The sequence below is a fragment of the Campylobacter sp. RKI_CA19_01128 genome (assembly GCF_025771175.1).
Taxonomy (GTDB): Bacteria; Campylobacterota; Campylobacteria; order Campylobacterales; family Campylobacteraceae; genus Campylobacter_D.
This window is the reverse complement of sequence record NZ_JAKMPU010000002.1, coordinates 163,527-184,918: the sequence shown is the minus strand read 5'-3', so window position 1 is coordinate 184,918 and position 21,392 is coordinate 163,527. Positions and strand designations below refer to the sequence as shown.

Annotated in this window: 28 protein-coding genes; 10 read left to right on the top strand and 18 right to left on the bottom strand. The window is 28.6% G+C overall.

Annotation, left to right across the window (positions count from 1 at the left end; genetic code table 11):
• Positions 1–4 precede the first annotated feature (4 nt).
• Positions 5–448, top strand: coding sequence for a GatB/YqeY domain-containing protein (locus tag L8U98_RS02625; RefSeq protein WP_263724841.1), 444 nt, complete (start codon positions 5–7; stop codon positions 446–448).
• The gene (locus L8U98_RS02620) at positions 445–1,098 is read left to right on the top strand and encodes a DNA/RNA non-specific endonuclease (protein WP_263724840.1); all 654 of its coding nucleotides are present in this window, start codon (positions 445–447) and stop codon (positions 1,096–1,098) included. The genes L8U98_RS02625 and L8U98_RS02620 overlap by 4 nt, the downstream gene beginning before the upstream one ends.
• Before the next feature lie 31 nt (positions 1,099–1,129).
• Here the strand turns inward: L8U98_RS02620 and dnaK are convergent, their stop codons facing one another.
• The 3 genes from dnaK to L8U98_RS02605 are packed head-to-tail and all read right to left on the bottom strand — an operon-like array spanning position 1,130 to position 4,303.
• The gene (gene dnaK / locus L8U98_RS02615; protein WP_263724839.1) at positions 1,130–2,992 is read right to left on the bottom strand and encodes a molecular chaperone DnaK; all 1,863 of its coding nucleotides are present in this window, start codon (positions 2,990–2,992) and stop codon (positions 1,130–1,132) included.
• A 22-nt stretch (positions 2,993–3,014) separates the two neighbouring features.
• Positions 3,015–3,524, bottom strand: a complete 510-nt coding sequence (gene grpE, locus L8U98_RS02610) for a nucleotide exchange factor GrpE (protein WP_257396661.1) — start codon at positions 3,522–3,524, stop codon at positions 3,015–3,017.
• Complete coding sequence (locus L8U98_RS02605; protein WP_263724838.1) at positions 3,521–4,303, bottom strand: HrcA family transcriptional regulator; 783 nt, start codon at positions 4,301–4,303, stop codon at positions 3,521–3,523. The genes grpE and L8U98_RS02605 overlap by 4 nt, the downstream gene beginning before the upstream one ends.
• Before the next feature lie 238 nt (positions 4,304–4,541).
• Here L8U98_RS02605 and L8U98_RS02600 point away from each other — a divergent pair, with 238 nt between their 5' ends.
• A complete protein-coding gene (locus L8U98_RS02600; protein WP_256374638.1) occupies positions 4,542–4,673 on the top strand; it encodes a hypothetical protein in 132 nt (43 codons plus the stop codon).
• Here L8U98_RS02600 and L8U98_RS02595 read toward each other — a convergent pair.
• The 5 genes from L8U98_RS02595 to L8U98_RS02575 are packed head-to-tail and all read right to left on the bottom strand — an operon-like array spanning position 4,662 to position 9,126.
• The gene (locus L8U98_RS02595) at positions 4,662–5,291 is read right to left on the bottom strand and encodes a hypothetical protein (protein WP_263724837.1); all 630 of its coding nucleotides are present in this window, start codon (positions 5,289–5,291) and stop codon (positions 4,662–4,664) included. The two genes, L8U98_RS02600 and L8U98_RS02595, sit on opposite strands and share 12 nt — an antisense overlap.
• A complete protein-coding gene (locus L8U98_RS02590) occupies positions 5,288–5,524 on the bottom strand; it encodes a hypothetical protein (protein ID WP_263724836.1) in 237 nt (78 codons plus the stop codon). Before L8U98_RS02590 ends, L8U98_RS02595 begins: the two co-directional genes overlap by 4 nt.
• Complete coding sequence (locus L8U98_RS02585; protein WP_263724835.1) at positions 5,508–6,560, bottom strand: DHH family phosphoesterase; 1,053 nt, start codon at positions 6,558–6,560, stop codon at positions 5,508–5,510. Before L8U98_RS02585 ends, L8U98_RS02590 begins: the two co-directional genes overlap by 17 nt.
• A 9-nt stretch (positions 6,561–6,569) precedes the next feature.
• A complete protein-coding gene (gene flhA, locus L8U98_RS02580; RefSeq protein WP_263724834.1) occupies positions 6,570–8,729 on the bottom strand; it encodes a flagellar biosynthesis protein FlhA in 2,160 nt (719 codons plus the stop codon).
• Positions 8,722–9,126, bottom strand: a complete 405-nt coding sequence (locus L8U98_RS02575; protein ID WP_263663184.1) for an Rrf2 family transcriptional regulator — start codon at positions 9,124–9,126, stop codon at positions 8,722–8,724. The genes flhA and L8U98_RS02575 overlap by 8 nt, the downstream gene beginning before the upstream one ends.
• Before the next feature lie 175 nt (positions 9,127–9,301).
• Between L8U98_RS02575 and rpsO the strand changes: the two genes are divergently transcribed.
• Positions 9,302–9,574 carry a 30S ribosomal protein S15 gene (gene rpsO, locus L8U98_RS02570; RefSeq protein WP_012661650.1) on the top strand — a complete coding sequence of 91 codons (273 nt, stop codon included), beginning with the start codon at positions 9,302–9,304 and terminating at the stop codon, positions 9,572–9,574.
• Positions 9,575–9,762: 188 nt separating this feature from the next.
• Here the strand turns inward: rpsO and L8U98_RS02565 are convergent, their stop codons facing one another.
• Genes L8U98_RS02565 through ilvC form a run of 5 tightly spaced genes read right to left on the bottom strand, consistent with a single transcriptional unit; the run spans position 9,763 to position 13,871 of the window.
• Entirely contained in the window at positions 9,763–10,656 is an 894-nt protein-coding gene (locus L8U98_RS02565; RefSeq protein WP_263724833.1) for an RsmB/NOP family class I SAM-dependent RNA methyltransferase, read from the bottom strand.
• Entirely contained in the window at positions 10,643–11,029 is a 387-nt protein-coding gene (gene ruvX, locus L8U98_RS02560; RefSeq protein ID WP_263724832.1) for a Holliday junction resolvase RuvX, read from the bottom strand. Before ruvX ends, L8U98_RS02565 begins: the two co-directional genes overlap by 14 nt.
• Positions 11,026–11,793 (bottom strand): DNA-protecting protein DprA, encoded by a 768-nt coding sequence (locus L8U98_RS02555; RefSeq protein ID WP_263724831.1) that lies wholly within the window; start codon positions 11,791–11,793, stop codon positions 11,026–11,028. Before L8U98_RS02555 ends, ruvX begins: the two co-directional genes overlap by 4 nt.
• A complete protein-coding gene (locus tag L8U98_RS02550) occupies positions 11,780–12,838 on the bottom strand; it encodes a divergent polysaccharide deacetylase family protein (protein ID WP_318529459.1) in 1,059 nt (352 codons plus the stop codon). Before L8U98_RS02550 ends, L8U98_RS02555 begins: the two co-directional genes overlap by 14 nt.
• A gap of 10 nt (positions 12,839–12,848) precedes the next feature.
• Positions 12,849–13,871: a ketol-acid reductoisomerase gene (gene ilvC / locus L8U98_RS02545; RefSeq protein ID WP_263678698.1), complete on the bottom strand. Its 1,023-nt coding sequence runs from the start codon at positions 13,869–13,871 to the stop codon at positions 12,849–12,851.
• 107 nt (positions 13,872–13,978) lie between these two features.
• Here ilvC and L8U98_RS02540 point away from each other — a divergent pair, with 107 nt between their 5' ends.
• The 6 genes from L8U98_RS02540 (at position 13,979) to L8U98_RS02515 (ending at position 18,838) form a co-directional block, all read left to right on the top strand.
• The gene (locus tag L8U98_RS02540; RefSeq protein WP_263724829.1) at positions 13,979–15,919 is read left to right on the top strand and encodes a VacB/RNase II family 3'-5' exoribonuclease; all 1,941 of its coding nucleotides are present in this window, start codon (positions 13,979–13,981) and stop codon (positions 15,917–15,919) included.
• Complete coding sequence (gene holA, locus L8U98_RS02535) at positions 15,912–16,877, top strand: DNA polymerase III subunit delta (protein WP_263724828.1); 966 nt, start codon at positions 15,912–15,914, stop codon at positions 16,875–16,877. Before L8U98_RS02540 ends, holA begins: the two co-directional genes overlap by 8 nt.
• A gap of 91 nt (positions 16,878–16,968) precedes the next feature.
• Positions 16,969–17,343 carry a 30S ribosomal protein S6 gene (rpsF, locus tag L8U98_RS02530; RefSeq protein ID WP_012661658.1) on the top strand — a complete coding sequence of 125 codons (375 nt, stop codon included), beginning with the start codon at positions 16,969–16,971 and terminating at the stop codon, positions 17,341–17,343.
• Between the two features lie 3 nt (positions 17,344–17,346).
• Positions 17,347–17,874, top strand: a complete 528-nt coding sequence (locus tag L8U98_RS02525; protein WP_263724827.1) for a single-stranded DNA-binding protein — start codon at positions 17,347–17,349, stop codon at positions 17,872–17,874.
• Between the two features lie 10 nt (positions 17,875–17,884).
• Complete coding sequence (rpsR, locus tag L8U98_RS02520) at positions 17,885–18,145, top strand: 30S ribosomal protein S18 (protein WP_039618521.1); 261 nt, start codon at positions 17,885–17,887, stop codon at positions 18,143–18,145.
• Positions 18,146–18,196: 51 nt separating this feature from the next.
• Complete coding sequence (locus L8U98_RS02515) at positions 18,197–18,838, top strand: MarC family protein (protein WP_257396648.1); 642 nt, start codon at positions 18,197–18,199, stop codon at positions 18,836–18,838.
• Here L8U98_RS02515 and L8U98_RS02510 read toward each other — a convergent pair.
• From L8U98_RS02510 to fliW, 5 genes are read right to left on the bottom strand one after another with little or no spacing between them, the layout of a single operon-like run.
• Positions 18,820–19,242 carry a hypothetical protein gene (locus L8U98_RS02510; RefSeq protein WP_263724826.1) on the bottom strand — a complete coding sequence of 141 codons (423 nt, stop codon included), beginning with the start codon at positions 19,240–19,242 and terminating at the stop codon, positions 18,820–18,822. The genes L8U98_RS02515 and L8U98_RS02510 overlap by 19 nt on opposite strands.
• A complete protein-coding gene (locus L8U98_RS02505) occupies positions 19,239–19,967 on the bottom strand; it encodes a type II secretion system protein (RefSeq protein WP_263724825.1) in 729 nt (242 codons plus the stop codon). The genes L8U98_RS02510 and L8U98_RS02505 overlap by 4 nt, the downstream gene beginning before the upstream one ends.
• Positions 19,951–20,247, bottom strand: a complete 297-nt coding sequence (locus tag L8U98_RS02500) for a hypothetical protein (RefSeq protein ID WP_039618527.1) — start codon at positions 20,245–20,247, stop codon at positions 19,951–19,953. Before L8U98_RS02500 ends, L8U98_RS02505 begins: the two co-directional genes overlap by 17 nt.
• Positions 20,244–20,972 carry a pyrroline-5-carboxylate reductase gene (locus L8U98_RS02495; RefSeq protein ID WP_263678707.1) on the bottom strand — a complete coding sequence of 243 codons (729 nt, stop codon included), beginning with the start codon at positions 20,970–20,972 and terminating at the stop codon, positions 20,244–20,246. Before L8U98_RS02495 ends, L8U98_RS02500 begins: the two co-directional genes overlap by 4 nt.
• Positions 20,972–21,367 (bottom strand): flagellar assembly protein FliW, encoded by a 396-nt coding sequence (gene fliW / locus L8U98_RS02490; RefSeq protein ID WP_263663168.1) that lies wholly within the window; start codon positions 21,365–21,367, stop codon positions 20,972–20,974. Before fliW ends, L8U98_RS02495 begins: the two co-directional genes overlap by 1 nt.
• Positions 21,368–21,392: the final 25 nt, after the last annotated feature.

The window sequence follows — 21,392 nt, the reverse complement described above, 5'->3', positions numbered from 1 at the left end:
AAAAATGAGTTTAAAAGATCAAATTTTAGAAGATATTAAAGAAGCTATGCGTAATAAAGATGATTTTAAAAGAAACACTTTAAGAACGCTTAATGCTAGCTTTAAACAAATAGAAGTTGATGAAAGAATCACACTTAATGATGAAAGAATATATAAAATCATTGCAAGCGAGATTAAAAAACGAAATGAAGCAGCTTTGGCTTTTTCTAAAGGCTCTAGAGAAGATTTAGCACAAAAAGAACTCCAAGAAGTAGCTATTTTAAGTGCTTATTTACCAAAACAACTTAGCAATGAGAAATTAGAAAGTGAGCTAAAAAAACTTATAGAAAAATTACAAATTAACTCTTTAAAAGAACAAGGTATTTTGATGAAAGAAGCTAAAGTAATTTTTGGTGCAAGCGTTGATGGTAAAAGACTTAATGAAATGGTAAGAAAGCTTTTAGCATGAAAAAAGTTTTAACACTTTGTGCCTTAGCTTTAAGCTCTTTTGCTTATACTCAATATGAATTACATCCTAGCTTTAAAACTTATTTTAAAGACTGCTCTTTGTTGATGGATAAATATTATTATATTAATTGTTATGATTATAATTATAAAGGCACTAAGGCTATTGCTTATAAATTAGAAGCTAAAATTTTAAATCAAGGACACATCAAAAAACGCCCAAGATTTCAAGAAGATACAAATATACCTAAAAAATACAGAACTTATTGGGAGGATTATCTAAGAAGTGGTTATACAAGAGGGCATGTTGTACCAAATCAATCCATGAATGCAACCCCACAAGCTCAACTTAGCACTTTTTTAATGAGCAACATAACTCCGCAAAAAAAAGATATTAATGCAGAAATTTGGAATGAAATCGAACAAAGAGAAAGATATTTAGCAAAGAAAAATAAAGAATTAGAAGTCTTAAATTTAGTACTTTATGATGATAAGCCAAAACGCATTAAAAACAACATAGCCATTCCTAGTTTTTATATCAAAATTCTTAAGGCTAAAAATTTCAGTGAATGTTATAAAGTGCCAAATAATGATAATTTTGCAAGATTTGATAGAAATTATTTTAAGGAAGATTGTAAAAAATATATTGATTAAACTAGAAGCAACAAGGCTTCTAGTTTAGTTTTTACTCAACTTCAGCATCGATTACATCATCGTCTTTTTTCTTTTGAGCGTTTGGTTCTTCTTTTTTATACATATTTTCTGCTAATTTATGAGAAACTTCACTTAAAGCTTTCATTTTGCTTTCAATTTCTTCTTTAGAAGCATTAGCATTTTTCAATGTCTCTTTTAGCTCATCTAAGGCTTTTTGAATATTTTCTTTATCATCATCGCCTACTTTATCTCCAAGTTCACTTAAAGATTTTTCTACTTGATGTACTAAGCTATCAGCAGCATTTCTAGCTTCTACTGCTTCTTTGCGTTTTCTATCTTCTTCTTTATGAAGCTCTGCATCTTTTACCATGTTGTTGATTTCTTCTTCACTTAGTCCGCTTGAACCTGTGATTTTAATCTCTTGAGCTTTACCTGTAGCTTTATCTTTTGCACTAACTGTTAAAATACCATTTGCATCAATATCAAAAGTTACTTCAATTTGTGGCATACCGCGAGGTGCTGGTGGAATTCCTTCAAGATTGAAATTTCCTAAAGATTTATTATCACGGCTAAATTCTCTCTCACCTTGTAAAACATTGATAGTAACTGCGCTTTGATTATCTTCAGCAGTTGAGAAAACTTGCTCTTTTTTAGTTGGTATAGTTGTACCTTTTTCGATGATTTTAGTCATCACCCCACCTAAAGTTTCAATACCTAAAGAAAGTGGAGTAACATCAAGCAATAATACATCTTTAACATCACCTTTAATAACCGCACCTTGAATTGCCGCACCTATTGCAACAACTTCATCAGGATTTACTGATTTATTAAGCTCTTTTCCAAAGGCTTTTTTAACTTCTTCTTGTACTAGTGGAACACGAGTAGAACCACCCACCATAACGATTTCTTTTACTTCACTTTTATCAAGCCCTGCATCTTTTACTACTTCGTTAATCTTACTAATAGTTTCAGCAACTAAACCATCAATCATACTTTCAAATTTAGCTCTTGTTAGAGTTTTAGTTAAGTGTTTTGGGCCACTTGCATCAGCTGTGATAAATGGTAAATTAATATTAGTTTCATTAGCTGAACTTAATTCTTTTTTAGCATTTTCAGCTGCTTCTTTTAATCTTTGTAAAGCCATTACATCGTTTTTAAGATCAATACCTGTTTCATCTTTAAACTCATTTGCTAAAAAGTCGATTAATTTATTATCAAAATCATCACCGCCTAAAAATGCATTACCACCGGTTGCTAAAACTTCTACAACATTATCACCTGTTTCAAGCACAGTAACATCAAATGTACCACCACCTAAGTCATAAACCACGATTTTTTCACTTTCTTTTTTATCAAGTCCGTAAGCCAAAGCTGCTGCAGTTGGTTCATTGATAATTCTTAACACATTCAATCCTGCAATTTGTCCTGCTTCTTTTGTAGCTTTTCTTTGCGCATCATTAAAATACGCTGGAACAGTAATAACCGCATCTTCCACTTTTTCACCCAAGAAAGCTTCTGCATCTTCTTTTAATTTCATTAAAACTTTTGCTGAAATTTCTTGTGGAGTATAAATTTTACCTGCTATTTCAATCGCACAAGCCCCATTTCTTTCTGTGATATGATAAGGTAAGCGATTTTTAGCTTCTTTTGCTGCTTCTTCATTGATCATTAAACCCATAATTCTTTTTATAGAATAAATAGTTTTTTCAGGATTAGTCACAGCTTGACGCTTAGCGCTATCTCCAACTAAAACTTCACCTTTATCTGTAAAAGCAACTACTGAAGGAGTAGTATTTTTACCTTCTTTATTTGGGATAACCTTACTCTCACCTCTTTCATATACACTCACACAAGAATTTGTTGTACCTAAATCTATACCTATAACTTTTGCCATTTTTTATCCTTTTTATTAAATTTTATTTTGCAACACTAACTTTTGCTGATCTAATCACTCTATCATTCATCATATAGCCCTTTTGTAAAAGCTGAACGATATGATTGCTTTCATGATCAGCACTTTCAACATGAAACATCGCCTCATGTAAATTTGGATCAAACTCACCATTTGCTTCTATTACCTTAACCATATGTTTTTCAAGTTTTTTCAAAAGCAAATCTAAAGTGTTTTGAACCCCTTCTTTGATTTTTAAACTTAATTCATCATTGGCTTCTACATTAATAGCCGCCTCTAATGCATCAACTACATCAAGCAAATCTTTAGCAAAACTTTCATTTGCATAAATTGTTGCTGCAATTTTTTCTTTTTCCATTCTTTTTTTGATATTTTCAAATTCAGCATTTGCTCTTAAATAAGTATCTTTTAACTCATTATACTCTGCTTGAAGTTTTTCTAATTCATTGTTTTGACTTTCTGAATTTTCCACTGCTTCTTCTTGCATTTGCTCATTTTGCTTTTCTTCGCTCACGCAGCCTCCTTTATAATATTTAACATTGTTTTAAAATCAGAATACACACTACCGGCAAAAACCACATTAGATTCTTTACCTAAAAATGTACTCTTAAGCTTTAATCCCATAAAACCCTCTTCAAATAAAGGATCAAATTGCAATTTATCGTTAAAATAAAATCCAATTTGAGGAGATAAAAGCTTAGCAAATTCATCATTTTGATAAATTTGATAAGCTTTACTCTCATTATATCTATAATAAACCATAGCATCTTTTAACATAGCAATTTTTTCTAACAACTCTTTAAACTCAACTCTAAAAGCTAAATTTTCAATACTTTTTAGATCAAGTCCTATAAGTCTTTGTAAGAAAATTAAACTATCTTGACTAAATCTTAAAATCAACTCATTTTGTCCAAAATCAAGTATGATAAATTTATCATTAACCTTAGTAATATCTTGCAAAATAAGCTCATCACCACCATAAACTAAGGTATAAATTTCAAACTTATCAAGCAAAAACTCTAGCAAAGCAAGATCGTTAATCACAATCTCATCTTCGCAAAGTTGCTCATACCAATAAGCCTTCATAGCAGTAAAGGTTGGTATGCGACCACTGCTAATATGAAGTTGTGTTAATACACCCTCATCGCTTAATTTTTTAAAATAAACTCTTATAGTAGAAGCAGGTATGCTAACTTTATGATTTAACTCATTAGAACCCACAGGATTATTACCATCTAAATAGGTCTCAATGATGGTTTTTAAAATTAAATCTTTTTTACTATAAGACTTCACTATAAAACCTTAGTTTTTAATTTAGCACTCAATGTTTTTAAGTGACAAGATAATTATACAACTTTAGTATAATAATGTCAAGTTATTTTTAAATAAAAATATTTAAAATTATTTAGTCTATACAACTAAAGTTTATTTAGTTATTTATATATAATATATAAAAATTTATTTTTCAGTTTTTTTAAAAGAAAAGATAATATAATTGCATCTAGCAATATTTTTTAAAAGGTTTATAACAATGAAAAATCTTACTTTAAGAGAAAAGCAAGATCTAGAAGCTTATGTGTTTTCTAATATAGAAAGAAAAAAAATGGCTTTAAGTAGAATTTTAAAATTATATTATTTAAGATTTTTTAGATTAGTTTTTTAATTTATATTTTTTCATACCCTCTTTTGTAAAAGATAAGTCTTTAAAATCAGGAGATGAGATTAACTCCATACAAGTTTTATCTAAATTTTCCATTCCGCTTATTTGCATACTAGCTTGTAAATTTTCATCTAAATATAAATCAAAAACTACACAAGCTTGATTATTAACCCTGTAAAGAATTTTTCCACCTTTTTTCTCATCTAGTTTATACGCTTGTAATTTATCATTTTTACTCATTTTTTTAATTTCATTTGCAAAAGATTGATGTAAGGTATAATAAATCATAAAATCACGCATTATGTTTTTAATATCAGCAATTTCTTTTCTTAGTTTTGATAAATCTTTAGTGTATAAGCTTATAAATTGCGTATTTAAGTACTCATTTAGACTTTTTTCATTTAAATTTTCACATAATGGATAAATTTTAACCACAAAAGCCTTATCTTTAGCAAGTACTATATCCACACAAGCTTGTTTATTTTGTTTGTATTCTAAAAATAAAGCTTGACTTGAGCTTAAATTTAGCGTGTTTTGTTTATTGTAAGCAAAATCACTTAAATCTTCATAGATATTTGCATAAGAAAAAATTCCCGCAAAAAGCAATAATAAAATTTTCATTCAAATAAATCTTTATGATGATTTTTTAAGTACTCTACTACTTCTAAGATCTCATCAACTCCTTCTTTTTGAGTATTTTGACAAACCTCATCAATACAATCAATATAAGCCTCAATTGCTTTTTCTAATTTTACTCTTTTTACCCCAGCAAACAAAAGCATTGCCTCTAAAACTATACTTAATTCATATTGTAAATTTTCTATTTCTTCTTTAAAATCATGATTTGTTTTCATTATTTTCCTTTAATTCTTTGCTTTTAATTAAATCTACAAATTGTGCTTTTATGAAATCATAGTTAGAGCTATCTTTATACGCAGCGAACAATCCACCACTAGCATTTTTATGCCCTCCCCCATTAACCAAGCTTTTAGCCATCAAACTCACATCGACTTTATTATTTGCTCTAAAACTTAAGGTTTTTCTTGAACTAAGATCAACAAAAAAATCAAAATCGGGATTTTGCATTAAAAAATCATTTCCAATTACAGAAGTATTGCCTATATTTGAAGTTAATAAACCTTTACTTCCTTTATAAAATACACTAAATTTTTCTTTATTTACACTTAGTCTTTCTACCACAAATTTGGAAATTAAATTGCTTAAAGTATCATCATTTTCTTTTTTAAAAAAAGATTTTTTTAAGCCATGCAAATCATCATCTAAATTAATATGAGCATTTTTTTGATGAATGTATTTTCTACAAACATCAAAAAGATAAAAAAGATATTTGATATTTTCTTGTGCAAACATTACTCTATTGATTTCTTTTGCTCCAGAAACCATACCAAGCAGTACTTTTCCAAGTTCAAAATTCTCATCTTCACTCAACCAAATATCTACTGCATTTACCACATCTACAAATTCTGACAAAGCCTTATTTTCGCCATAACATTTACTAAAAAAATCATAAACAATCTTAGTAGCACATCTTTTATCATCTAAAAAATACCAAGGATATTTTTGCATACATTCTAAGCCACTTTGATGATGATCTAAAAGTAAAAGTTTGATTTTTTTACCTTCTATAGCTTTTTGAAAATCTTCACATTGACTTAAAGTTAAATTTAAATCCGTGATTAAAATCACAAATTCTTCATTAGGATTTTGCTTTAAATCTTCCTCTATATTTTTAAAAATCACATTAAAATTTTCATTAATCTCTTTACCATAATTAGAATTATAAAAATAACAATTCTTAAAATAAAAATCTAGCACATACTGACAAGCATAGCCATCTAAATCCGTATGTGAAAGATGATAAATTTTCATATTTTTCCTTTATAAATTATCAACTTTTATGATACCTTCTGTTTCAAATTTGGTATTTTCTGCAATCTCAGCAAAACTTAAAACCGTAATATTAATACCAAAATTAGAACAAATATCAGCGATAAATTTTCTAAGTTGTGGCTCAACACAAAGCAAGAAAGGCTTAATTCTTGTATTTGCCACACTTGCAAGTTCAGCTTTTAAAGCTTCTACTAAAGCGCCGGTTTGAGCTACATTTATCATTAAATGATACGAACCATCTTTAAACTGCACATGCTCCATTAATTTTGCAGCCGCAGCAGCATCAAAAATATAAAAGCTAATTTGTCCTTTTTCATCCACATATAAATTTGTAATTGCTCTTGCTAAAGAGGCCCTTACATGCTCAATAATCATATCCAAACTCTTACTTACTTCAGCTATATCACTAATTGATTCTAAAATTGTAAGCATATCTTTAATAGGAATATGCTCTTTAAGTAAAGCTTTTAAAACTTTTTGGATTAAACCTATACTAGCAACCCTTAAACAATCATCTACTACGATAGGATAATCATTTTTGATTTTATCTAATAAATTTTGAACCTCTTGTTTAGTTAAAAGTTCTGAAGCATTGGCTTTTATAAGCTCACTCATATGGGTTGAAATCACACTTGCTGGATCAATTACAATATAACCATTTAGCGTTGCCTCATCTTTTAAAGATGATTCAATCCATAAAGCATCAGAATTAAAAGCAGGTTCTTTAGTAGCTATACCCTCGATAGGTTCAGTTATAAAACCACTATCCATAGCTAGATATTTATCAGGATAAATTTCAGCACTAGCTATACCCACACCTTTGAGCTTGAAAGTATATTCATTAGGCTTTAATTGTAAATTATCTCTAATTCTAATTTTTGGCATTAAAAAGCCTAAACTTTGAGCTATATTGCGTCTTGTTGATCTAATACGCTCTGTTAATTCACTTTCTGCTAATTTAATAAGTCCATAGCCTAATTCTAATTCTAAAATTTCTAATTTTAAAATATCTGTGATTTTGTTTTCTTCTTCTTTTAAAATTTCTTCCTCACTGCGTTTTTGAGGTTTAGCTTGCTCTTGCTCATCAGCTTCTTGGGATTTTTTAGCCGAAATTGTATTGATTTGAATTTTACCTTCTTGTACTTGTTTTATCATATAACCAAGACCCAAAAACACCAAAGCCATAAAACCCAAAGAAAAATGTGGTAAACCAGGCACTAAAGCAAAAATAAATAAAACAAAACCTACAATTAGTAGTGTTTTGTATTCTCCTAAAAGCTGATTAATAGAACCTTCAGCAAAATTATCCTCATCTTTACTAGCACGCGTGATGATAATTGCAGTTGCTGTTGAAGTGATAAGCCCAGGAATTTGAGAAACAAGTCCATCACCTATTGTTAATATAGTATAAGTTGAAGCACATTCTCCAAGCTCCATATCATGCTGAAAATAACCTATCATAAACCCGCCAATTAAATTTACAATGGTGATAATAATCCCAGCAACAGCGTCTCCTTTTATAAATTTAGAAGAACCATCCATTGCTCCATAAAAATTTGCTTCGGATATAATTTCTTGGCGTCTTGCGCGTGCAGTTTTTTCATCAATCAAACCTGCATTTAAATCCGCATCAATAGCCATTTGTTTACCTGGCATTGCATCAAGGGTAAATCTTGCTTGAACCTCAGAAACCCTTGTACTACCTTTGGTTACAACCATAAAATTAATCAAAACCAAAATACAAAAAACAACCATACCTATAACATAATTACCACCAACAACAAATTCACCAAAACTTGCTACTATATCACTAACAGCTGCTGGACCTTGATGACCCTCACTCAAAATCATACGCGTTGTAGCAATATTAAGTGAAAGCCTAAAAAGTGTGATGATCAAAATCAACGTTGGAAAAGTTGTTAAATCCGTAGGCTTTGGTATATACAAAGAAATTAAAATAATTAAAACCGAAATGGCAATACTTAAAGCAAGAAAAAAGTCTAAAACTATACTTGGTAAAGGCACTATAATAATTGCTAAAATTGCAATAATTACGGCTACTATAGTTAAACTTTTTGCCTTTAAAATAGGCGCAACAAGTGGAGCAACCCAAGGCAACACTAAGCTAAAAATATCTCTTTTAGCCATTATTTTGAATAATATCCTCTAAGGTAATAGAAACTAAAAAATCATCTATCTTATTTTGAAGTTTCACTAAAACTGGCATAATTTTGCAATTATCCTCTTTTTGAGAAGGACAAATTCCATTACTACATTCAAAAACATTAATAGATTTTTTCTCTACGCTATTGATAATTTCTTTTAAAGTGTATTCACTTGGCTGCTTAATAAGTGCAAAACCACCCTTAGCTCCCTTGTAAGACTTCAAAAGTGCATCTTTAGCAAGAGCTTGTAAAATTTTTGCTAAAAAACTTTTAGGTATATCTAAGACATTTGACATAGTATCTACATCTTGTGGTTCTTGGGATTTTGCTATATGAATTAAAGATAATAAAGCATATTCGCTAGCTTTGGTAAATAACATTTGTTCCTTTCAAGTTATAAATAAAATATATTATTGGTTATTAATAAAAATTTTTATTATATCAAAAATAAGTATCGATAAATATTAAATTTCATATTTTTTAAATTTCAGCATTCTTTTTGGTTTTTTAGTTATAATTACACTTTTTATTTTAATACCGCTCAGGAGGTCTATTATGGCTTTAGATTCGGCTAAAAAAGCAGAAATAGTTGCAAAATTTGCTAGAAAAGAAGGAGACACAGGTTCTCCAGAAGTTCAAATCGCACTTTTAAGCGCAAGAATTTCGGATTTAACAGAACATTTAAAAATCTACAAAAAAGATTTTTCTTCTCGTTTAGGTCTTTTAAAGCTTGTTGGTCAAAGAAAAAGACTTTTATCTTATCTAAAAAGAAAAGATTATCAAGCTTATTCTAAATTAATTAGCGAATTAAACTTAAGAGATAAATAAGCTTCGTGCTTATTTATCTTTATATATTTTTTATTACATTTATTTACTACTACTTTAATTTAAGTTTTCAAAATTTCATCGTTTTATTCACAAGAGTTTCACAGTGTGATTTTAGCTTCTAAGCACCTAAAAATACCACTTTAAGTTTTAAACTAAAAAACATTTTTCACATTTAATTTTATTAATTTTTAATATTTTTTCACTTTTGCTATAAAAAACCCATCTGCATAGTCATCTGGTAAAACTCTTTTAGCAAATGATAAATCAAATTCATCACTCTTTGCACATATAAAATCAACATTAACCAAATTAAAATCAAGCAATTCTAATTTAAAATTTTCATTTCTTAATGCATTTTCTAAAACTGCTTCATTTTCTTCTCTTAAAAATGTACAAGTGCTATATACTAATTCTCCGCCATGTTTTAAAGCTAATAATGCTGAATGCAAAAGCTTTTTTTGCAAATTTGCAATTTGCTTAATTTCTTTTGTGTTTTTTTGGATTTCAAAACCCATTTTTGCAAAAGTTGAGCAAGGTGCATCAAGTAAAATTTTATCAAATTTCAAAGGACAAGCCTTGCCTATAATGCGTGCGTCTTTTAAGAAACATTTTGCAATTTTAACTTGATAATTTTCCATAGTTTTTTTTAAGGTAAAAAAACGTGTTTTAGATAATTCACAACTTGCTAAATAACCCTCATTTTGCATAAAATTAGCTAAATTTAGACTTTTTCCACCAGGAGCTGCACACATATCCAATACGCTCTCACCAGCTTTAACACCCAAAGTTTTAGCGCATAAATACGAAGAATAATTTTGTATATAAAACTTACCCTCATTAAAAGCTTTCATTGAGCTTAGTTTGCTTTTGAAGATACATGGAATTTTATAACAATTCAGATCAATTTTTTCAAATTCTATATTTTCATTATTTAAAATTTCTTCTAATTCATCATTATCAACAAGCAAGGAATTTCTAAAAATATTAATATATTTTTCTTGATTAAAACTTTGAAGGATTTGTTCTTTTTGCTCTTTTGTATAAATTTCATCTAAAGCTGTATTTAAATCAAGTAAGGCCATAAAAATCCTTTAAAAACAAATACGCAGCTAAAGAATCAAGTTTGCCATCTTTTTTCTTTAAATTCACCATGCCAAGTTCTTGTGCATTTTTAGAACTAAAACTCTCATCGACAAAAAAAACTTCTTTGTCAAAATCAAGTAAAGATATAAAATGCTCTATTCTTTTTCGCATTTCATCTTCACTAGATCCACCTAAAGGAATTCCTACTACTAAAGTATTTACATCATACTCTTTGATGCACTTTTTTACCTCATTTGCTGCTTGGTTACGGTTTTTTCTAATAATAGCTTCAAGCGGCATAGCTATACTTTTATTAACACACAAAGCAACACCAATACGCTTTAAGCCTATATCTAATGCTAAAGTTTTCATAAGCAAGATCTTATTTTCACTCCAGATATTTCTACTAAACCCTCAAGTTCATACTCATAAACTCTATCGCCAAATTTTTTCAAAACTTTTTCTAAATCGTCTTCATGTTTTAAAAAACTTAACAAATCATCTTCACTTTGCTCATAATGAAGCTCTCCAAACATTTTTGCAAATTCATCAAAATCATGAATTAATTTTGCCTTTTTTGTAGCTAAAAGCAAATTTGTTCCTTCGCTTTCATTTTTCCTATGAGGTAATACATATATAGGTTTATTCATACCCAAAGCAAGTCTTGCACTTTGCATAGAACCACTTTTTAAATCAGCTTGAGCTATTATAACAACCTCGCTTAAAGCAATAATAAGTCTATTTCTTAATAAAAAATCATAGGGTTTTGCCTTGTAATTTCCTTCATTTTCACTTAAGGCTAATGCATTTTCATAAATATTTAAAATTTCATTTGTGTTTGCTTTTGGATAAATCTCATCAAGCCCATTAGCAAATATAGCTATGGTTTGAGGGTAAGCTATTTTAGCTGCTTGGATATCAACCCCCAAAGCCCCGCCACTTACCACACAAACCTTAGCTTTTTTTAACAAAGTCACCAATTCAACAAGACAATTTTTAGTATAAACACTCATTTTTCTAGAACCTATAATAGCCACTTTTCTAGCATTTAAAAGCTCTAAATTGCCTTTATAATAAATCTTTGAAGGCGGATTTAAAAGATTTTTAAAATCTTCAATATTCTCAATAAATTTCATTTAAATACACAAGCTCAACTGAATTTAACAAATCTTTACTTTGCACCAAGGCCTTAAAAGTCTTTTCTCTTGGATGACCAATAGCGATAGCAAAACCTTTCTTTTTTGCCTCTTCTACTGCTTGTTTGAGTTGATTTTTAATATATGTTATATCATCTTCATTGTCCAAAAAAACATCTCTAGCTATATAAGGTTGTTCAAAATGACTTACTAAATTTTTAGCTTTAGAATTTCCTATAGTTCTTGAATCTACAAAAATAAAATCATTTTGTTTAAAGGCGCTAAATAATTTTTCCATAGCATGCTTATTTGCAGTAAATAAACTTCCTGTGTGGTTGTTAATAAATTTTACTTTTGGAAATTGCTCTTTTACAAAAGCTACGCGCTTGCTTATTTTTTGCATATCATCACTAGGGTGTAAGGTATTTAATTCTGCCTTGTCATATTTTATAGCAGCAAGGGGCAAATGCACCATAAAAAAGTCAAAATCCTTTGCGAACTCAGCTGTATAAGGATGGCGTTTATCAGGTGGAAAAAAAGATGGGATTAATTTTAAATTTGTTTTTTTAAGCATATCTACATGAGTGTGACTTGCCATATCATCTATAATAATTGCTAGACGAGGTTTGGTATTTTTTTGTACTAGAATTTGAGTTTTATTATCCTCGTTTTTATCTGATATATTTTGCTCTTTGTTGTTTAATTCTTTGCTTGTATTTTGATCTATTACTTCTAAAATTAAAGTTTGATTATCCTCTTTAGTTTGATTTAACTCTGTATTTGCAGGGTTTAAATTTAAAATTTCACTAATATTTTTATCTAAAAATTCTAATTTTTCATTTTCTAAAGTCAAATTTATATCATTAAAACTAAAATTATTTTCTTGCTCTATTGTAGGTGACAATGGTTCTTTTTTAACTATGGTTTGATTATAGTCTAAGGTTTTATTTTCTTCTTTTTTTAAAAACAAAGCTCCAAATGCAAAAAGAAAAATTCCAAACACAACCAAGCAAAGTGCTAAAAGCACTTTGTGTTTTTTATTTATAGTTTTCAAGTTAGTTTTTATCTTTATCAACTAATTTTTTAGCACTAATCCAAGGCATCATAGCACGAAGTTCGCGTCCTGTTTTTTCTATCAAAGAATCATTCATTAATTTACGCTCTGCGTGCATTCTTGCAAAATTTGCTCTTCTTTCTAAGATAAAATCTTTAGCAAAACTTCCATTTTGTATGTCTTTTAAAACACCTTTCATAGCCTCTTTAGTTTCTTTGGTAATAATCTTAGGTCCTGTGATATAATCTCCATATTCAGCAGTATTAGAAACAGAATATCTCATATCAGCAATACCACCTTGATAAATCAAATCCACAATTAATTTCATTTCATGTAAGCATTCAAAATACGCCATTTCAGGCTCATACCCTGCTTCAACTAAGGTTTCAAAACCAGCTTGGATTAAAGCACTAAGTCCTCCACAAAGTACTGCTTGTTCGCCAAATAAATCTGTTTCAGTTTCAGCTTTAAAAGTTGTTTCTATAATACCTGTTCTGCCACCGCCTATAGCACTAGCATAACTTAAAGCTAAATTTTTAGCATTTTTACTCTCATCTTGATGGATAGCAATTAAACAAGGAGTACCGCCACCTATACTAAATTCATGCCTTACAGTATGACCTGGAGCTTTAGGAGCTATCATAATCACATCTATACCTTTTGGAGCAACAATTTGTCCATAATGGATATTAAATCCATGTGCAAATGCTAAAGTTTTACCTGCTTTTAACTCAGGTTTAATTTCCTCATTAAAAATTTCACTTTGAATTTCATCAGGAGCTAAAATCATAATCAAATCTGCTTCTTTAGTAGCTTCTTTTACACTTTTTACTATAAAATTTGCTTTTTGAGCTTTTGCCCAACTTTGCCCACCCTCTTTTAAGCCTATGATAACATCTACACCACTATCTCTTAAATTCATAGCATGAGCATGACCTTGAGAGCCAAAACCTATAATAGCTACTTTTTTTGATTTTATTAAATTAATATCACAATCTTTATCATAATAAATTGATACAGCCATTATGCACTCCTAAAATTAAAATTAAAGCAAAGATTATAACTAAAAAATATAAATTTAATCCTTTTATGATAAAATTTAAGTTTTGAAAAATTACTATAAAGAGTCTTATGAAAGAATTATTTAATCAACTAAGTTATGGTCTAAATGCTAATGAAATTACCAATAAAAATAAGCAAATCATTAGAGAATTATTAACTTGTGATATCATTAAATTTTATAAAAACAAATACTATTTAAAAGATGGCTTTACTTTTGGTAAAATTGATATTTCTGTTAATGGAACGGGATTTTTAGAAAGTTTTGACCCTGCTTTTAAGCGTGATTTGCTCATAGAAAATAAAAATTTAAAAGGAGCAAATTATGCTGATATAGTTGTGGCAAAATTACTCCCTCTTAAAAAAAAGCGTCCAAGTGCTAAAGTTATTTTAATACTTAAAAGAGCCCACGAAACTTCTTTGGTTATGACTAAAAAATACGGCGAAGCAGTCCTTGGAGTAAATATTCAAACAGGACTTACATGCGCCTTAAAAGCCTCTCAAAAATCTTTAAAAGCTCTGCCTTTAGGAACTATTTTAAAAATAGAAAATCATGATAATAATATCACTGAAGTGATAGGGCATATTGATGATGATTTTGTGGATGAAAAAATTTCCTTAGCACTTTTTAATAAAAATGCAATTTTTGATAATTTATGCGAAAATGAAGCAAAAGCTTATGGAGATAAAGTTGATGCAAGTATGTATCCATCAAGAAAAGATCTTAGAAATTTAAATTTTTGTACCATTGATCCAATTGATGCAAAAGATTTTGATGATGCAATTTATTATGATAAAAATGAACATGCCATTTATGTAGCCATAGCTGATGTAAGCGCTTATGTACATGCTTATAGCGCCATTGATAAAGAAGCAAGATCAAGAGGCTTTTCGATTTATTTTCCTCATATTGCCATACCTATGTTGCCAAGAGCTTTGAGTGAAAATATTTGCTCACTAAAACCTAATGAAGATAGGTTAGCATTTTGTTTTAAAATAAGCTTAGATCAAAATAATGAAGTGATTAAAGAAGAGCTTTTTGAGGCTATTATTAACTCAAAACGCCGTTTTGATTACGATGAAGTTGATGAGTATTTACAAACGCAAGAAGATTTAGGTGTGATTAATTGGCTTTATGAAATTTTTAAAATCACTCAAAATTTACGAAAAAAACGATTAAAAAATGCTTGTGAGTTTAAAACCCAAGAGCTAAGAATGACTTTAGATGAAAATAATAAACTCATAAAAACACGCCTTGAAAATGACACAGCCTCGCATAATTTAATCGAAGATTGTATGCTTTTAGCTAATAAAGCTGCAGCAAAACTCATTGATATAGGAGTTTTTAGAAATCACTTAAGTCCTGATTATAAAAAAATAGATCAATTACTAGTTGATCTTTCAACACTTAGTATAGATATTAATCCTAAAAATAATGTCATAGAATTATTTAAAGACATTCAAGTCTTAGCAAATGAGCTAAATATAAGAGAAGAAGTAGATAAGCTCATCATCAAAGCACAAAAAAAGGCAGAATATTCTAGTGAAAATGCGGGACATTTTGGCTTAGGTTTTGATAAATATACCCATTTTACAAGTCCTATTAGAAGGTATTCTGATCTTATTTTACATAGACTTTTAAAAGCCAAAATCAACAATGATGAAAAAATGTTTAATTATTTGCTTTTAAATATACAAAGCACTTGTGAGGAATTAAGCTTACTAGAAAGAGAGGCAGATAAAGTTGCTTGGCATTTCATGGATAGAAAATTTGCAAGATGGGCAAAAGAAAATATAGGAAAAAGATTTAAGGCTTTGGTAGTAGAAAATCAAAGTTCATTGCAAGTAAAATTAAATGATGAAATTAAAGGAGCTTTGATCACCATCATAGGTTCAAGGGCAAATTTATTAGAAAATGTAGAAGTAGAAATCACTGAAGTAGATATTGTTAGTGCCAAAATTTTTGGCAAAATCACCAAACATTTTAGTTTAGAAAGAAACCAAAATGTATAAAAATCAACTCCAAAGCTTACTTAATGGCAATAATTTTCCTAATTTTTTCTTACTTTATGGAGCGGATAATTTCCAAATAGAGCTTTATGCTAAATTTATTAAAGACAAATACTCTTTTGATGAGAGTTTAAGATTTTATTTTGAAGAATATGATTTTAAGCAAGCTTATGATTATTTATCTAGTGCTTCCTTATTTAGTGAGAGAAAACTGCTAGAAATCAAAACTCAAAAGAAAATCCCAAGTAAAGAACTCAAACAACTTTTACAGCTTTGTCAAAATTCACAAGATAATTATTTTTTACTTGAAATTTATGATGAAAGCTCCAAACAAAGCGAAGCGGAGAAAATTTTTGCTAATAATTTTTGTAGATTTTATAAGGTAAATTCAGCTAAAGAAGGTATGGAATTACTAGCTTTAAAAGCTAAAGAATTAAATATTAACATCACTCAAAATGCCCTTTATGCTCTTTTTTATAATTTTAATGAGAATTTATATTTAGCAGCTAATGAGTTAAATAAATTTAGTGGTTTAAATATCGATGAAAAAATCATTCAAGAGCATTGTTATAGTTTAAGTACTATTAGCTTTGAAAGTTTTTTTGATAAATTAATGCAAAAACAAGATTTAAGAAACGAACTTGAAAATATTTTAGAAAATTATAATGAAATAGCACTGATTAACGCCTTATATGCAAATTTTTATAGACTTTTTAAAATTGCTTTACATGTTAAAATTTATGGAAATTTAGACTTAAAAGAAATTTTAGGCTATACCCCGCCTATTTCTGTGGCACAAAATCTTCAAAAACAAGCTCTTATGATCAAAATATCACAATATAAACATATCTTTTTAACACTTTGTAATTGCGAATATGAATTAAAAAAGAATTCTAAAATAGAAAAAAAAGAGTTTTTAATCGCAACACTTTTACAACTTAGCTCCATATTAAAAAGTTAAATTAAGAAAACTTATGGTAAAATAAAATTTGCATTTTATGCAAAATCCTTGCCTAAAAATTTTAGGCTTTATATCCATAAGGAGAAATTAAATGAGACATTATGAAGTTTTATTCATATTAAAACCGACACTTACAGAAGAAGAAGTAAGTGCTAAGTTGGAATTCGTAAAAGAAGTCCTTACAAAAAATGGCGCAGAAATTGAAAGCGTAGTTCCAATGGGAACAAGAAAACTTGCGTATAAAATTAAAAAATACGAAAGAGGAACTTATTTTGTGATTTATTTCAAAGCTCCTACAAATTTAATAGCAGAGCTTGAAAGGGTATTAAGAATCACTGAAGAAGTAATTAGATTTTTAATCGTGAAATATGAAAATAAAAAAGAAATTGCAGCTTGGGAAAAACTAAGCAAAGGTATCAAACAAAATAAAAAAGAAATCAAAGCTAGTGAAAGTACAGAAGGCTAATTAATGTTTAATAAAGTCGTTTTAGTAGGTAATCTTACAAGGGATATAGAGATGCGTTATGCTCCATCGGGTAGCGCAATAGGCTCTTCTGCTATAGCTGTGACAAGAAGATTTAGCACAAATACAGGAGAAAAAAGAGAAGAAACCTGCTTTATCGACATTAGTTTTTTTGGTAGAACAGCAGAGATTGCTAATCAATACCTTAACAAAGGTAGTAAAGTTTTAATTGAAGGTCGTTTGAGATTTGAGCAATGGAGCGATCAAAATGGACAAAATAAATCAAAACACAGCGTTCAAGTTGAGAATTTAGAAATGCTAGGTTCAACTGTACAAAATAACCAACAAAACAATTTTGACAATCAAAATTATGGCTATAATCAAAATTTTAACCAACAACAAAGTTTTGACCCTTATGCTCAAGTACAAACTAGAACAAACCCATCTAATACTTATCAAAATCCTCAAAAGGAAGCTCCTATGAAGGAAATTGATATTGATAAATATGATGATGATACAGAATTACCATTTTAAAGGAAAAAACATGGCAGAAAAAAGAAAATATTCACGTAAATATTGCAAATATACAGAAGCTAAAGTTGATTTTATAGACTATAAAGATACAGCATTGTTAAAACATGCTTTATCAGAAAGATTTAAAATCATGCCACGCCGTTTAACAGGTACTAGCAAAAAACACCAAGAAATGGTTGAAGTTGCTATTAAACGCGCAAGACATGTAGCACTTATCCCTTATATCGTAGATAGAAAAGAAGTTGTTACTAATCCTTTTGAAGGACTATAATTATTAAATCAATCCCAAGCTTAAAAGCTTGGGAAAATAAAAGGTTGTCTTATGTTTTCAGATATAGAATCTGAAATTTATGCTATTTTACTTGCTTCTGTTGCTATTATAGCAGTCTTAAATCCTTTTGGAAATCTTCCACAATTTATCGCAATGACTGAGGGCTTAGATGCTGATACGAGAAAAAAACTTTTTAGAAATATCATTTATACTGCATTTTGTATTGTTTTAGTTTTTTTACTTTCTGGACCGTTTATTATGAAATATTTATTTAAAATAGATATTAATGATTTACGAGTTGCGGGTGGTTTGATTTTAATCATTATGAGTACTAAAAACTTACTTTTTACTCCATCAAGTTCTCAATTTCAACATTATCAAGGATTAAGTCATAAAGAATTATTGAAAAAAAGTATAGTTCCAATGGCATTTCCTATGCTAGTAGGACCTGGAACACTTTCAACGATAGTGGTTATTTCAGAAGATCAAAATTTAGCTATAGCTATAGCTTCTGTACTACTTACCTTTGCTTTTATTTTTGCTTTATTTCACTTTTCAGCTACCATTGAAAAAGTCATAGGAAAGCTTGTACTTTATGTTTTTTCACGTATTGCCTTAGTTTTTATTATGGCTATGGGGGTAAAAATGATAGCTATTGGAGTTCAAACTTACATTCAATCTAATTTAGGATAAACAAAAAAACTTTTTTGTAAAAACACTTCTTCATTTACCGCTTTATTATCATTTAGCAACACACTAATATTTACAGCTATAATGCTTTTTGCATTAGCATCATTTGCTATCAATTTATATCCTTTACACTCACCCAAAGGATAAGCATAATCAATTCGTATTTTTATATTATTATATTCAAAATTATATTCATTTAAACATTCTTTACCCTCTAAATAGGCTTGATATAAAAAATATTTAGAAAGCTCTTTTGCATCATAAAGCAAAATCTTTCCTTGAGTATAAAGAGTTAAATTTTTCATAATTCTTGGAGAATATGAAGAAATTTTTATTATAAATACCATAACAAAAGAGATAAATAAAATAAAAGATATTGTATAAACCATAGCAAACGATTTTTTCATAAAAACATCCACTTAAATAAACATTCATTTTGACTTTTATCGCATATTAAAACTTTTAGCGCCTTATCATCTTGCTTGAAAATAAGCTTTGAAATATTTTGAGCTAGTAAAAAAGATCGTTTGTTATGATTTAAATCATCTATTTGCATATAAATATTTTCATTTTCTAAATATACTCTAACATAAGCATATAAAATAGTATAAAATCCACTAAATTTCTCATTATTAAAATGGATTTTCTCTCTATCATTCACTAATGCTTTATAAATTTTTGAATTTTTTATATCATAAAAATACATATAATCATTAGCATATATTTTTAACTTTTTTTCACTATGCATATCTTTATAATTACTTAAAATTCCTTTAGAACTTCCATTTTCTATAAAATGTAAATTACTTTTTGGACTAAAAAAACTTTCATTGTTTTCTAAAATAATGCCACTAAAGTTTAATTTTTTCAATGATACATCATAAAAAATATCATCATTTGCACTCATATAGCACTCAAAAGAACTACTTGTCAATGTCGCATTTAAACAAGAATGATAAATTTTTTCCATACTAAGCAAAGTTTGATTTAAATTTAAAAATACTGTGTTGGAATTTTTAATTTTGTAACTATGATTATAAAGATGTATGGCCGGATTGCTTAAGATAACAATCAATACACCCAAGATAACAAGGCTTAGCGCAAGCTCTAATAAACTAAAAGCTTTTTTCATCTATAAAGGCTTCTTTATAGGATAAATCTTTTATTTTTAAAGATTTGAGCTTAAACTCATCACTAGTGTATTCTAAAAAGTTATAAGTATTTATATTTACTTCTTTTGCTTTATATGAAGGATTTTGCATAAATAATTCTTTTTCTTCATTAAAAAGGATTTGATTTTGCCATATAATATTTAAAGATTTATTTGCAAATATAAGATAATAAGATCCAAAAACAAAAGATAAAATTACAATACAAAAAGCAAGCTCTAGGAGACTAAAAGCTTGCTTCATTTGTTTAAACTTACATTAAAAGCTTCAAAAAAAGCACCGCGCAAAGCTCTTTTTTCTAAAGCCTCAACTCCTCTTATAGTCACTCCTGCTGGAGAACAAATTTTTTCTTTAATAATAGCAGGATGTGTATGATTAAATAAAGCACTAAAGCTTTCAAAACAAGCACGAGTAAGCTCATAACTAAGCTCATTTTTTAGACCATTTTTCACACCTGCATTTGCTAAACTTTCTGCTACCAAAGCCAAAAACGCAGGAGCACAGCCACTTAAAACCATAGCCACATCAAATTCTTTTTCATTTTGCAAACCTATGGCTTTACCAAAAGTATTTAACAAAGATAAAATTTCATCTTTATATAAATCATTTTCCATCAAATACGCAGTCGCTGAGGCTTTAAATTCAGCTGCTGTATTTGGCATGATTTTTATATAATTTTGCGCATTAACACAATGAAGTTGCTCAAAAGTAGTATTTGCTAAAACTGAAATAAGCCATCTTGCCTTGCCTTTTAATTTAACAGCTACTTCTTCTAAAGCATAAGGTTTAAATGCTAAAATAACATTTTTATCTTCTAAATCAAATTCTTCATAAGATAAAACTTCTAAATTTAAGCTACTAGCTTTTTTTAAATCCCTAGCAACAATAACTACTTTATAAGTATCTTTTAAACCTTTAGCTATAGCACTTGCCATAGCGCCATTTCCTAAAATATAAATTTCAGACATTATTTTGCTTGTTTAATAAAAGCTGAAATCTTTTCAGATTGAAAATAATTAGGATATTTGCTTGTATCTAAAATCACTTGTACTAAAGAATTATTATCATAATTCATCACAACAGGCGCTAAAAAATTAACTGTAGATTCTTCTAATGGCTCATTAATAGCGACAATAACAAATACACCAAAATTAGTTTGTTCATTTAAAGCTAATAATTCTTGATAATAATCAGGTACTTCAAAATCATAATCAGGACGGATCATATAAGGATCAATCATCACAAAAGAAAAATCTTTACCATCAAGGCTTTTAAGTCTATAAAAAACCTCATCTATTTTATAAAAGTTCATATTTTTGGTATCTTCAAAACCCAAAATAGGACATTTAACCTCTAAGTTCATTTTGCCTCCTAAAATCTATTGACTA